The sequence below is a fragment of the Sorangium sp. So ce117 genome (assembly GCF_051524395.1).
Classification (GTDB): Bacteria; Myxococcota_A; Polyangia; order Polyangiales; family Polyangiaceae; genus Sorangium; species Sorangium cellulosum_B.
The window spans coordinates 3,747,236-3,759,799 of the sequence record NZ_CP150309.1; the positions used below are offsets into that span (position 1 = coordinate 3,747,236).

The following is a 12,564-nucleotide window of genomic DNA, read 5'->3' on the forward strand; positions in this document are numbered from 1 at the left end:
GTCTGCTAGCCGAGGTCGATCCGGCCGCCACGGATAGTTACCTTGGAAGAAGAGCACGCGACGCTGGTCCCGCCTTTTACCAGCTTGGCTGCGCTGGCTCCCAGGATACACTGGGAACCTCCGTTTTTTACCGACACTGTCCCGCCCTTGACTGACAGGCCGTCGGTCCTTGAGCCGACCATGACGTTGCCGGGCTTTGCGCTCATTCCCCACCCGCCGCCCATGACTTCCGCGAATTTCCCCCCGTGGACCTTTGCGTCGCCGGCGGCAGCGAGATGGATGTTGGCTCCCTTTTCCTGGAGGTCTCCCGCTGTTTTTATGCTCGTGTTTCCGGTCGCTTGTATGTCGAGAGTGGCCTTCGACTTGAGTTGAGCGCCGCCCACTGAGCTTATGGTGAGCGAGGAGGCTGTCGTAATTCGCATGGCACCTCCGCTGTGCGTCTTGGAAGTGCCCACTGTTTTGGATACATAACTGTCGAGGGCGAGGATGTCGACCTTCTTCCCAGTGATGAGCGCCGCGGCGGCGCCTGCAACGGAGACTTTGCCCAAAGATTTCAGCATGGCGATCGCGCCACCAGAGACGATGGCGTTGCCAGCGGAGGAGAGCGCAGCGGACGCGGCGCCGCCGACGAACGCGTCGACCTTACCCATCAGCACCGCTGAGTTGTCCCCGCCACCGAGGAAGAAGGGGGCGCCCATGCCAGGTATGACCGCCGAGACGCGAGGGACCGCGGCGATCCCGTTGGCCGCGCCGATCATGCTGTTCGCAATTCCGACTTGCGCGACCTCCATCGCCTTCCCGGCCTTCTTCGCGGCGTCGCTCAGCAGTTCGACTCCGGCCTTCTTGCCCTCGCGGAGCGCCTTCGCGGCCCCGCTGGTCCCCGATACGATGTCATGCACGATCCCGGCTTTTCGTCGCGTCTGTTCTTCTTCGGCGATCTTCTTCGCCAGGTCCTCGGCTCTCTTCTTCGCGTCAGCGTGTTGTTTGGCGGCTGCGACCGCTGCCTCGTACTCGGGGGCCTCCTTCTCCCATTCTTCCTTCGTCATGGCCCTGAGCAACCCGTAATGATCCTTCTTCGGCGGCGGGTTGTTCTCCGGGTAAGGAGCCTTCGCCTGGGCCGCCGCGAGCACCCTCTTCATGTGCTCCTCCGCGATGACGACCTCCTCGTTCGCCTTCGCCTGCTGCATCGCGTCCCATTTCTTCGGTATATCGAGCGCGGTCTTCGCGACGCCGAGGATGTCGTCCACGATCTTATGATGCTTGTCATCGGTCAGCGCCTTTGAGAACGCTTGCGCGGCGGTCGCGTACTGTGTGATGCTCGAGGAGGCCACGACGGACGCGATGTCCGTGAGGGTCGTGGCGACCGACGTCAATGTGCTGACGCCGGCAGCGCCGAGCGCCGTGATCGCCTCCTTCGTGGTGAGCGCCGCGCCGGACTCCGGCGTGTTCGGAGATCCGAGCTGGAAGGTCGCGCCGCCGTACGGCGTCGAGAGCTTGATCCGCTCCTCGCCCTCGTTGTCATCGATGTTGATCTCGTTGCCGCCGCCGGTCCGGATGACGTTCCTGCGCCCGTTCTTTGCGTCGACGGTGCTCGGTGTGCGGGGGTTCGGCACGGCGCCTGCGATGATGGGCCGGTCTGGATCGCCATCGATGAAGGTGAGGATCACCTCCACACCGCTGCGAAGCGGGAAGTGGAACCCGTAGCCCGCTCCGGTATGGGGCTGGGCCATGCGGATGAGCCTCGATGCCTTGCCGTCCTCGGCGCTGCTGGTGTCGAACAGGAAGCGCACGCGGTAGCGGCCGCTCTCGTCGACCTCGGCGTACTGGCACTTCTCCGCGGCGTCGATGACGCCCGTGATCACGCCGTGCACCTTGGGCTTCGGGGTGACGCGCGGCGGGCGGTACGTCGTCGAGAAGGGGATGGCCTTGAACTCGTTCTCGTAAGCGCGCTCCTCGCCCGTCCCGGCGTTGAGCGTCGCCTGCTGTAGCCGGTGGCGCACCTCGACGAGGAGCAGCTCGATGTCGCCGCGCGGGTGCCCCTCGAGCGTGACCTTCGCCCCGGCGCCGAGGGCCTGCACGTCGCTGGCTCCCTCGAACACCCTGCGGCCGGCGCGCAGCTCCTCCGCGCGGAGGACCGCGATGCGCTCGCCCTCGTCGGGGGTCTTGAAATGAGCGCCGTACTCGACGATGTCGCCGCCGGACGCCTCCGAGACGGTCGCGGCCGCCATGAGGGGCACGTGCGGCGTCCGGTAATTGTAGTCCTTCACAACGTACCGGCTCGGGACGGTGCGCGTCGTGCCCTCCAGGCGGTGGACGCCGATGCGATCGCCGCGCGGGTAGAAGTGCGCGCGCCCGTCGCCGGCGACGGGCTGAAAACCGCTGTTCGTGTCGGAGAAGACCACGACGTCGCGGCCGTCGCGGTGCTCGAAGAAGAACGAGATGCCGAGGTGCTCGGCGAGGCGCGAGACGAACTGGAGGTCGGTCTCCTTGTACTGCACGACGTACTCGCGCGGCGGGTACGTCGAGACCAGGCGGAGCTCGAAGTCGTCGCCCTCGTGGAGACCGGCCCGCTCGAGCTTCTTCTTGAGGATCTCCGGGACCGAGAGATCCATGAAGATCTCCGACGTCTCCGTGAGCGTCAGCCGGAAGGCGCGGGGCACGAAGGTGAGCGTGTACGCCATGTGCAGCGTCTCGGTATGGAGCGCGTCGCGCACGACGGAGATGACGCCGAAGAGCCGCCGCTCCTCGCGGTCGTCCCTGAGGAACACGAGCGCGGCGGGCTCGGCGAGGAGCGCCTCCTCGTCGAGCCCCTCGGGGCTCTTGCACACGATGTGGAGCTGGAACTCGAACGGCTGCGAGATGACCTCGCGCCCGGTGAGGTCGTGGAGCTCGACCGCGTCGGCCGAGAAAGCACGCGATTCCAGGCGAGCAGAGAGGATGTCCTTCATGAGCGTCCTTCGGGTGAAGAGACGCTACCATCGCCCGTCGGCAAGCTCTCTTTCAAGCTGTTCGTGCAGCGGAGCACCGCCGCGTCGCCGCGCGACACAGCTCGCGGCAGCCTCTCAGCCCTCCAGCGGCACCTCGCGTGCCTGCCGCCGCGACAGCATCCGGAGCTTGCTCAATGCGTTGTTCTCGATCTGCCGGACCCGCTCGACTCGTCGTCCCGGCCATAGGACCTGCTCTGCGCCGGGTTCGCTGTGGCGTAGGGCGTGTCGGCGGCGACCGCCGACGCCTCCGGTTTGAATTTGAATCCTGGCTGGATGGTACTGTACACATCCATCCAGAATTCCAATTTTCTCCGGGTCGTGTATCACCGTCGACGGGGCAACGAGCGCCGGGTGAGGCCTCGGCGCCCGAGGAGGGAAGGACCGATGACGGCGAAGCGGGTGGCGCTGGTGACGGGCGCGAGCACGGGGATCGGCCGGAGCGTGGCGGAGACGCTCGCGAGGAACGGGTATGTGGCCTTCGCGGGCATGCGCGATCCCAACGGCAGGAACCGAGCGGCGCGCGACGAGGTGGCCGGCCTGGCGACCGCGGGGATCCCCATCGAGGCGGTCGCGCTCGACGTGACGGACGACGCCTCCGTGGCCGCGGCGGTCGCGACGGTGGTGGAGAAGACGGGGAAGATCGATGTGCTCCTGAACAACGCGGGCGGCTGTGTGATGGGGCTGGCCGAGTGCAGCAGCGTCGAACAGCTGCGGCGGCTCTTCGAGACGCACGTCTTCGGGACGCAGCGCGTCTGTCGCGCCGTGCTGCCGCACATGCGCCGGCGAAAAACCGGGGTGCTCGCCTTCACGTCCAGCGTCGCCGGGCGCGTCGTCCTACCGACCACGGTGCTCTACTGCGCGGCCAAGGCCGCGATGGAGATGATGGCCGAGGGCTACAAGCGCGAGCTCGTGTCCTTCGGGATCGACGTCGTGATCCTGGAGCCGGGAATGGTCCAGACGAAGATCTTCGACAACATGTGGCTGGACGACGACACGGCGCGCGCCGCCGAGTACGGGGCGCTCGGGGGCGTGGCGCGCGCCACTCTCGAGATGGTCAGGACCATGAAGGGACCGCCCCCGGAAGAGCTCGCGGACGTGCTGCTGAGGCTTCTGGAGATGCCGCACGGGCAACGGCCGCTGCGCACGACGTTCGGCGCGGACGCGGCGCTGGTCGACCCGGTGAACGTCGCCGCGGACGAGGCCACGCGGGCGCTTCACGCCCTGTACGGGGCATAAGGCGTAAGGCGATGTCCAGCCGCTCCAGGGCTGGCGCTGATCCAAGAGAAAACTCTCGCTGCCATTGCAACCAATCGTTATTGGCGTCGCCGGTGAGGCGAGCGCGTTAGCGCTGCCCTGCGGTCCGCGGCCGTCCGCCGGGCCTCGCTGCCGCTCCTTGGCCCGCGAGGTCCTGCGGCGTGGGCAGGTACTCGAGCGTCACCCAGGTCTCGCTGCCCGCCGCGCGTATCGCCCCGCGGTACAGGTGGTAATCCACGGCCTCGAACGTGGCCGTTACGGCCTCGGCCGCGGCGCCCGGCTCCGGGGCGAACGCGCCCTCGAACCGGAAGCTACGGTGATCGATCGGGGTCAGCGCCCCCTCGATGCGCCGCGGCTCCTCGAGGCTCGCGAGCCGCCGCCCGCCGTCGCCCGGATCCGTGATCCGGCACGGGAGCCGCGGCTCCTCGCGCTCACCGTGGTGGAGCCGGCAGAAGAACTCGCCGGGCCGCGCCTGGAAGGGAAGTCGCTCTGCCGCGCTGATCCCCGGCGAATCCACGCGCGGCGCCGCGGGGGGCGGGGTCGGGGCGCAGCCCACGAGACCGACGACCGCGAGCCTGGCCAAGGACCAGAGAAAAGCGAATTCCGTACGCTCTCGCGGCATCCCGGCTATCGTAGGCGACGCCCGGCCGATGTCGATCCCACACGACCGCAAGCGAACGCGCCACGGTCCCTTCGCGCTGGCGCTCCTCCTGCGCGGCCTGCCCGTCCTTCTCCTCGCGGGGTGCCCCGCGAGCCCGACCAGCAACCCTCGCGGGCAGGACCGCGCGGCGATCTCCGGGAGCAAGCCCGCCGCGCAGCGAGGCCACGTGCCTGTGACGGTCACGGCCGACCGCGGCGCGCTGCGCGGCGGCACCGTCTCGCTCGGCGTGCCGTTCCCGCCCGGCGCGCTCCTCGACGCCGCACATCTCCGCGTCTTCGACGCCGCCGGGGCCGAGGTGAGCCGCCGCGCCGTCTCGCTCGCGACCTGGCCGGCGGACGGCTCGCAGCGCGCCGTGCTGGTGGCGTGGCGCGCCTCGCTGGACGAGCGCGCGTCGGCGACCTTCACGCTGGAGTACGGCGCGCAGGGCCGCGAGGAGCGCGGCGCGCTCGCGCCCACCCCGGACGGCCCCGCGGTCGCCCGGCTGCCGCCGTCCTGGTACGCCCGGAGCCGCGTGATCGGCTACCAGCTGCCCGCGACCGAGAACACGGCGTTCAAGGTCTGGGAAGAAAAGACCGAGCGCTACCTCGCCGAGATGACGCCCGCCTGGCAGGCCTATGGCATCGGCTGCGGCGCGACGGCCCTGGAGCGCACCTATTACGACGCGCCGCACGCGCTGTTCCAGCGCTTCATCCACCACGGCACCGCCGGCGCGTACCGGCGCGCGCGCGAGGAGTCGACCTGGTACCGCGGGAACGAGCTCCGCTGGTTCGCGGGCGGCGAGGTCGCCCTCTACGCGTGCGCCGATCGATGGGACCCGGCGACGCCGATGGCCTGGCAGCACCTGCGCAACATGCTCGGCCAGGGGATGCTCGACGACTACCTGCTCACGGGCGATCCAGCGGCGCTCCGCGCGCTCCGCGGGCTGGGCGAGGCGTACCTGCGGAACCTGCCCGCCCTGATGGCGGGGGACACACCCCCCATCCGGGCCACGGAGCGCAACCTCGCGTGGACGCTGATGGGCCTCACCAGCTACTACGCCGCCGAGCCGCGCCCCGACGTGCGCGAGGCGCTCGTCGCGCTGATCGGCACGGCGCTCGACTGGCAGCGCGCGAGCCGGAGCGGCGCCTTCGAGCACGACATCCATGCTCCAGATCCCGGCGAGTGCGGGGACGGCCCTCACGGGGGCTCGCCGTTCATGACCTCGCTGCTCGTCGACGGCCTGATGGACGCATGGCTGCTCCTCCGCGACCCGCGTATCCCCGAGATCGTGGTCAGGGCCGCAGTGTGGTACCGCGACCACGCGATCAACCGCGACGGCGTCGCCTTCCAGTACCTCTGGGGCTGCAAGGACGTGGCGTACCAGAGCAGCGCGTGGGCGACGCTCAACCTGCTCATCTCCCACGTCTTCGGCGCCGCTTACCTGGTCTCGGGCGATACGTCATGGCTCGACTTCGGCGACCGCATGGCCCGCCACGGCATCGAGCACCTCTACGCCGGCCGGCCGAAGAACTGGACCCAGGGGACGCGCGGCTTCCTGAAGTACATGGGTTACCGCGCCGAGGGGCGCGCTCCCTGAGAGCGGCGTTCATCCGCCGCGGAGTCGGGTCGTCCCGGAGCCTTCGGAGCCCTCCATGTTGAACCTCCTTCTACGACTTTCCCCGCTGCGCCCAGCCGTCCGCCTCGAGACCGTCGAGCGGCGCGACTTCACCGAGCCGCGCCTCCGCGAGCTCCACGCGCTCTCGAACGCGCTCATGGCCGAGGATTTCGGGCACTTCTGCGTCCACGCGAGGACCAACGATGTCGTGCACGTCTTCCGCCGCGCCGACACGGGAGCGATCGTGGGCTTCCAGTTCTGGAAGACCGCGCCGCTCGCCTTGCCCCGCAGCCGGGCCATCGTCGGCGGGAAGCTCAGGATCTCGCCCGACTTCCGGACCCGCGGGCTGCACCTCGCCTCGGGCCTCGTGTTCCTGCTCGAGACGAAGCGCCGCGCGCCGCGGACCCGCCTCTACCGGCTCTCGATCGCCAGCCTCTTCGGGTTCGTCTCCATCACCGAGGCGCTCGCGCGCTACGAGCTCTTCGATCCGAAGCGCCGGGGCGACGCGGAGGACGAGGCGGTGCGGGAGGCGTTCTTCAGGCTCGCCAGGGAGAGCAACTACCACGTCGACGACGAGACCGGCCTCGTCCGCGTCAACATCTTCATGACCGAGGAGACGGTGAGCCGGTATCCGCCGCGCTACTTCGAGCGCCCGGCCGCGCGGCGCTACGCCGCGGCCAACCCCGGCTTCCGCACGAACGGCTGCTACGCCGGCTTCTGGTTCCGCTTCACCAGCGATAACCTCCTCGCCATGACCCGCGCCGTCATGCGGCGGCTCTTCCTCCGGGGCGCCCCCGTGGATCCATCCGGCCCTATCGGGCGTCCGCAGCCAGGCTCGTCAGAATCTCCTCCATCTGATTCACGATGAGGCTCACGTGCCCCTCTGCTTCGAATTCCCGGAAGCGAGCGCCCCTCAGGATCTTCGCCGCTCGCCTCGCCATCCCGATCGGACTGTTCTGATCCAGGCCTCCGTGCCAGAGCGTGAGCTTCATGTTCTCGATCTCCTCGAGCCCAAAGCCCCACGGAGCCCCGAGGAGCTTCGCGTCCCACGCCACACCCTGACTCCCCATGTGAAAGCTCTCTCGCGCGGAGTCCAGGAACCTCCTGCGGAAGCCTTCATCGTCTTCGACACATTTCCTGTCCACCCCGGGCCTCTTGCGCATGTCCCGCATGACGATCTCGTCAAAGACGTTCGGCTTCGCCGAGTTTCGTGCGGCTTTGCCCAGGCTCGCATCCAGGAGCAACGCGACCGCCGGGGCCATCCGCGACGCGACCCAGAGCAGCATCCGCCCTTCCCAGAGCATACCTCCCGTTCCGAGCGCCACGGGGTAGAGCCCGGACACGACGGCAGCCGCGCGCAATCGCGCTTCTGGGAGCGATTTCGCGCAAGCGAGCACATAGGGTGCACCGCCGGATGCACCGAGCACGCCGAAGCGCTCGACATGGAGGTGGTCTGCAAGGGCGAGCACGTCGCTCGGCCAGTCGAGGAGGGTGCGGGCGGGCTGGAACGTGGACAGGCCCACGCCGGGGCGGTCGGCAGCGATCAGTTGAACGTTCGAGCGACGGGCGGCGGCGTGCCAGAGCGCTCCCTCCAGGCGGGAGGCCGGAAAGCCGTGAAAGTAGAAGACCGTGACAGGGGCCGCGGTGGTGGTGGTGGCGGTGGCGTGCGGGTCGGCTCCAAAGGAGGCGTAAGCAAGCGTTCGGCCATCGGAGAGCGCCAGACTCTGCGGCTCCGGAGAGAAGGAGTGCGCCACCATTTCGTTCTTGTACCAGCTCAACGGAAAGGACACGGATCATTCTTCCCGCCATCCCGCCTTCAGGTTGAAGGCCAGCCACCACCGCCGTATGCGAAATCGGCCATCCGGCGAGAAAATCCCCGGAGCCTCCTCCGATCCGCCACATCTCGCGCGCAGCCCGGCCACGGCGCCGCGCCACGCTTCGTCTCATGACCGACCTCTCCTCCACCGCCGGCGTCGTGGTTCGCCCTGCGGCGGCAGCCCGCCTGCGCCGGCTCGGCGCCGCCGCGCTGTCGCTGCTGGTCGCCACGGCCGTATGGCTTCCGTGCCTCCACCTCTTCTTCCGGAGCGAGCCGGGCGAGCACCGCGCCTCGGGCGCGCTCTCGCCGCGTGGCCAGGCGCTGCTCGCGCATCAGCTCTCGCTCTGGGAGAAGGACAGCGCCGCGCAGGGCGCGGCGCTCGCGCGGATGCGGGCCGCGAACGCCGAGTGGGACTTCATGGGACGGACCTTCCTCGTCCTCGGCCTGGCCAACGCCGCGCTGCGGGATCCGGTCGCCCAGGCGCGCCACCTCGCCGTCATCGACCGGATCGTCGACGAGACCCTCGCCATCGAGCGCGAGCGGGGGATGCTGCACTTCATGATGCCGTACGCCACGCGGCGGCCGTTCGTGCAGCAGCCTGCGCGCAGCCTCTTCGTGGACGGCGAGATCGCGCTCATGCTGGGCGCGCGCGCCCTGGTCGCGCGACGCGCCGATCACGAGGCCGAGCTCGACGCGCGCGTCGCCGAGATGCGGTCCCGGATGGAACGGAGCCCCATGCTGTCGGCCGAGAGCTACCCCGACGAGTGCTGGACCTTCTGCAACACGCTCGCCCTCTCCGCGATGCGCATGGCCGACGCGCTGCACGGCGAGCGCCGCGGCCTCGATCTCGGCCGCCGCTGGCTCGCGGGGGCGCGCGCCCGGCTCCTGGACCCGAAGACGGGGCTGCTCGTGTCGAGCTACACCCACGACGGCAGGATCCTGGACGGCCCGGAGGGGTCGTCCCTCTGGCTGGTCGCGCACGGGCTGCTCCTGATCGACCCTGATTTCGCGCGCGATCAGTACGCGCGGGCGCGCCGCGAGCTCGGGGCGGAGCTCCTCGGCTTCGGCTGGGCGCGCGAGTGGCCCCGTTCGTGGGCCGGCCCGGAGGACGTGGACTCGGGCCCGATCGTGCCGCTCGTCGGGGCGAGCGCCGGATCGAGCGGCCTCGCGCTGCTCGGCGCCGCGGCCTTCGGCGACGCGCCGTACCTCGGGGGGCTGCTCACGTCGCTCGACCTCGCCGCGTTCCCGATCCGCGAGGGCGACCGGCTGCGGTACGCCGCAAGCAACCAGGTCGGCGACGCGGTGCTGCTCTACGCGCTGAGCTTCGGCCCGCTCTGGGAACGGATCGCCGGCGCGGGAGGTGCCCCGTGAGCCGACAGCTGGCCCTCGGCGCCGCGATGCTCATCGCGGCCTTCGCTGCCTGCCACATGCTCGGCCTGCGCGAGCACGTGTCGGTGCTGAGCGGCACGCCCCCGCCCGCCGGCGGGGGCGATCCGTTGCTCGGCGTCGCCTACGCGCTGGCGTGGTTCGGCGGCGTGATCTTCGCGCCGATCCTCGCGATCGCGGCGGGCGTGCTCGCGGTGGTCGACCAGCTCCGGTCGCGGTGACCCGCGCCCTCTCGGGCGGCTCGCCGCCGCGCTGAGCGGCCGCCTGCGCCGCCTCGGCGGGCTCTGCAGGGCGCCCTCGCGCGCGAGGCGCTCGCTCCGCGCGCCTCGGCGATGGGCGACCTGCTCCGCCCGCAGCACGTCGCCAGCAGGCTGCTGCCTGCGAAGCAGACACGCCGCCCGGCGTGCCGGCGTGCCGGCGCGCGCGGCGCCGCCAGCAGCGCCCCGCGGGCGCGGGCAGGGCGACGCGGACGCCGGCGAGCGCCATCCCCTCTGCGAACACGGGGCAAGCGCAGGGTGGAATGAAACGTGCTCAGGCGCGGCTCCCTCGGCGCGAGAAGACACTCGACCTCATGTCTGCCGATGGAAGGAGCTGATCGTGGATCTCGAACTCACCGGCAAGCGGGCCATCGTCACCGGCGGCAGCCGCGGTATCGGCAAGGCGATCGCGCGGGAGCTGGCGCGGGAAGGCGCCGACGTCGTGATCGCCGCGCGCGGCAAGGACAAGCTGGAGGCGACCGCCGCGGAGCTCTCGGCGGAGACGGGCCGCCGCGTCGTCCCGCTGGTTGTCGACACCGGCAACGAGACCTCGGTCAACGCGCTCGTCGAGCGCGCCGTCGCCGCGCTGGGCGGCGTGGATATCCTCGTCAACAACGCGGCCGTGCCGGGCGGGATCTCGACCGCGACGCGCCTCGACCAGATCGTCGACGCGCAGGTGATCGAGGACATCAACATCAAGGTCGTGGGCTACCTGCGGACCGCGCGCGCCGTCGCCCCGCACCTCATCGCGAACGGCTGGGGCCGCATCATCAACATCGGCGGGCTCGCCGTGCGCAAGGCCGGCCGCCCGGTCGCCACCCTGCGCAACGTCGGCGTGGCGGCGATCACGAAGAACCTCGCGGACGAGCTGGGCCCGAAGGGGATCAACGTCACGGTCGTGCACCCCGGCGCGACCCGCACCGAGCGCACCCGGCCCGAGCCCGAGAAGGACCTCGCCGCGTCGGTGAGCATCGGCCGGATCGTCGACTCCCGCGAGGTGGCGTGGGTCGTCGCGTTCCTCGCCTCGCCGAGGAGCGTCGCGATCAACGGCGATGCCGTCGTCGCCGGCGGCGGCAGCGTCGGGCCGATCTATTATTGAGCCCTGACCGACGGGCCCGCGCCACGCGCGGGAGCAGAAGACGAGGGCGCCAGCTCGACGCCTCACGCCAACCTAGCCAAAGCACCACGGAAAATCATGAGCATCCCGACGACCCGACTCGGCCGTACCGGCCTCACCGTTTCTCGCCTGTGCCTGGGCACGATGACGTTCGGTTTCCAGACGGACGAGGAGACCTCCCGCGCCATCCTCGACAAGGCCGCTGCGGCCGGCGTCAACTTCCTCGACACGGCCGACGTGTATCCGCTCGGCGGCGGATTGCCGACCGCCGGGCGCACCGAGGAGATCGTCGGCCGCTGGCTCAAGGGCAAGAGAGACCGCTTCATCCTCGCCACCAAGTGCGTCGGCCGGGTCGGCCCGAACCCGTGGGATCAGGGCGCCTCCCGCAAGCACATCCTGGACGCGATCGACGCGTCCCTTCGCCGGCTCGGCACCGATTACGTGGATCTCTATCAGCTCCACTCCGACGATCGCGACACCCCGATCGACGAGACGCTGGAGGCGCTCGACATCGTCGTTCGCTCGGGCAAGGCGCGGTACATCGGCGTATCCAACTACCTGGCATATCGCCTGGCGCGCGCGCTCGGCCGCGCCGACGTGCGCGGGCTCGCGCGGTTCGTGTCCGTGCAGCCGCGTTATGCGCTCCTGTTCCGGGAGATCGAGCGCGAGCTGCTGCCGCTCGCGCAGGAGGAGGGGCTCGGCGTCATCCCCTACAACCCGCTCGCCGGCGGGCTCCTCACGGGCAAGCACCGCCGCGGCGAGCCGACGACGGGCACCCGCTTCACGCTCGGCACGGCGGCGTCCAACTACCAGCAGCGCTACTGGAACGAGCGCGCGTTCGCGACCGTCGAGAAGCTGCAGGGCATCGTCGCCGAAGCAGGGCTATCGCTGACGAGCGTCGCGGTCGCGTGGGTGCTCGCCAACCCGGCGATCACGTCGGCGATCATCGGCGCCAGCCGGCCGGAGCAGCTGGACGCGACGATCGCCGCGGCCGAGCTGGCGCTCGATCCAGCCCTCAAGGCCCGGCTCGATGAGGCGACCGCGGAGTACCGCCGCGGGGACTCGCCGCGCTGAGCGGGGGCTGGCGGGCTCCCGCCAGGAGGCCCGAGGCCGTCCCGACGCCCCCGGTCGGGGTGCGCGGCGCGCCAGAACCCCTCTGGATGGCATAGAAGTTCACGTTGCGGAAGACGGCGCCGGAGAGGTTCGCGCCGCGGAGATCGATGTCGCGCCGGAGGGCCTGCGAGAGATCGGCGCCGCGGAGATCGATGCCGGGCGCGGCCGCGTCCGCGATGTGGCTGCCGGCGAGCTCGCCGCGCTGGCTCTTTTGCCGGAGCTAGGCTGCGGTCGCGGCGGAGCCGTCGTTGCGCTCGGCGGACATGGTCGCGGCGAGGCTAGGCCATCGCGCGGCCTGTGTCGCTGAGGTAGCGTGCGGGCTGGGCGTGAGCTCGCCGGGGGTGCCGGGGGCGTTGGCTGGGAGCGGGGGAGGGGAGAG

The 12,564-nt window shown here is 70.4% G+C and carries 11 protein-coding genes; 7 read left to right on the forward strand and 4 right to left on the reverse strand.

What is annotated here, in order from left to right:
- Positions 1-5: 5 nt before the first annotated feature.
- Positions 6-2,948 (reverse strand): type VI secretion system Vgr family protein, encoded by a 2,943-nt coding sequence (locus WMF46_RS14150; protein WP_437986089.1) that lies wholly within the window; start codon positions 2,946-2,948, stop codon positions 6-8.
- A 423-nt stretch (positions 2,949-3,371) separates the two neighbouring features.
- Between WMF46_RS14150 and WMF46_RS14155 the strand changes: the two genes are divergently transcribed.
- Complete coding sequence (locus tag WMF46_RS14155; protein ID WP_437986090.1) at positions 3,372-4,223, forward strand: SDR family NAD(P)-dependent oxidoreductase; 852 nt, start codon at positions 3,372-3,374, stop codon at positions 4,221-4,223.
- A gap of 106 nt (positions 4,224-4,329) precedes the next feature.
- On the opposite strand, the gene WMF46_RS14160 is transcribed toward WMF46_RS14155, so the two are convergent.
- Positions 4,330-4,863: a hypothetical protein gene (locus WMF46_RS14160; protein ID WP_437986091.1), complete on the reverse strand. Its 534-nt coding sequence runs from the start codon at positions 4,861-4,863 to the stop codon at positions 4,330-4,332.
- A gap of 28 nt (positions 4,864-4,891) precedes the next feature.
- On the opposite strand from WMF46_RS14160, the gene WMF46_RS14165 reads away from it, so the two are divergent.
- Both WMF46_RS14165 and WMF46_RS14170 read left to right on the forward strand, forming a co-directional pair.
- Positions 4,892-6,478, forward strand: a complete 1,587-nt coding sequence (locus tag WMF46_RS14165) for a hypothetical protein (RefSeq protein ID WP_437986092.1) — start codon at positions 4,892-4,894, stop codon at positions 6,476-6,478.
- Positions 6,479-6,533: 55 nt separating this feature from the next.
- Positions 6,534-7,364, forward strand: coding sequence for a hypothetical protein (locus WMF46_RS14170; protein WP_437986093.1), 831 nt, complete (start codon positions 6,534-6,536; stop codon positions 7,362-7,364).
- Here the strand turns inward: WMF46_RS14170 and WMF46_RS14175 are convergent.
- A complete protein-coding gene (locus WMF46_RS14175) occupies positions 7,309-8,274 on the reverse strand; it encodes an alpha/beta hydrolase (RefSeq protein ID WP_437986094.1) in 966 nt (321 codons plus the stop codon). The genes WMF46_RS14170 and WMF46_RS14175 overlap by 56 nt on opposite strands.
- A gap of 167 nt (positions 8,275-8,441) precedes the next feature.
- Here WMF46_RS14175 and WMF46_RS14180 point away from each other — a divergent pair, with 167 nt between their 5' ends.
- The 4 genes from WMF46_RS14180 (at position 8,442) to WMF46_RS14195 (ending at position 12,146) form a co-directional block, all read left to right on the forward strand.
- Positions 8,442-9,683: a hypothetical protein gene (locus tag WMF46_RS14180; protein ID WP_437986095.1), complete on the forward strand. Its 1,242-nt coding sequence runs from the start codon at positions 8,442-8,444 to the stop codon at positions 9,681-9,683.
- The gene (locus WMF46_RS14185) at positions 9,680-9,919 is read left to right on the forward strand and encodes a hypothetical protein (protein ID WP_437986096.1); all 240 of its coding nucleotides are present in this window, start codon (positions 9,680-9,682) and stop codon (positions 9,917-9,919) included. Before WMF46_RS14180 ends, WMF46_RS14185 begins: the two co-directional genes overlap by 4 nt.
- 376 nt (positions 9,920-10,295) lie before the next feature.
- The gene (locus tag WMF46_RS14190) at positions 10,296-11,054 is read left to right on the forward strand and encodes an SDR family NAD(P)-dependent oxidoreductase (RefSeq protein WP_012235241.1); all 759 of its coding nucleotides are present in this window, start codon (positions 10,296-10,298) and stop codon (positions 11,052-11,054) included.
- Between the two features lie 96 nt (positions 11,055-11,150).
- Positions 11,151-12,146 (forward strand): aldo/keto reductase, encoded by a 996-nt coding sequence (locus WMF46_RS14195; RefSeq protein WP_437986097.1) that lies wholly within the window; start codon positions 11,151-11,153, stop codon positions 12,144-12,146.
- On the opposite strand, the gene WMF46_RS14200 is transcribed toward WMF46_RS14195, so the two are convergent.
- Complete coding sequence (locus tag WMF46_RS14200; RefSeq protein ID WP_437987894.1) at positions 12,088-12,363, reverse strand: pentapeptide repeat-containing protein; 276 nt, start codon at positions 12,361-12,363, stop codon at positions 12,088-12,090. The genes WMF46_RS14195 and WMF46_RS14200 overlap by 59 nt on opposite strands.
- Positions 12,364-12,564 lie beyond the last annotated feature (201 nt).

Coding starts and splice junctions, on each gene's coding strand:
- WMF46_RS14170 (WP_437986093.1), top strand. CDS start 6,534: ATGTTGAACCTCCTTCTACGACTTTCCCCGCTGCGCCCAGCCGTCCGC.
- WMF46_RS14160 (WP_437986091.1), bottom strand. CDS start 4,863: ATGCCGCGAGAGCGTACGGAATTCGCTTTTCTCTGGTCCTTGGCCAGG.
- WMF46_RS14165 (WP_437986092.1), top strand. CDS start 4,892: ATGTCGATCCCACACGACCGCAAGCGAACGCGCCACGGTCCCTTCGCG.
- WMF46_RS14195 (WP_437986097.1), top strand. CDS start 11,151: ATGAGCATCCCGACGACCCGACTCGGCCGTACCGGCCTCACCGTTTCT.
- WMF46_RS14155 (WP_437986090.1), top strand. CDS start 3,372: ATGACGGCGAAGCGGGTGGCGCTGGTGACGGGCGCGAGCACGGGGATC.
- WMF46_RS14180 (WP_437986095.1), top strand. CDS start 8,442: ATGACCGACCTCTCCTCCACCGCCGGCGTCGTGGTTCGCCCTGCGGCG.
- WMF46_RS14150 (WP_437986089.1), bottom strand. CDS start 2,948: ATGAAGGACATCCTCTCTGCTCGCCTGGAATCGCGTGCTTTCTCGGCC.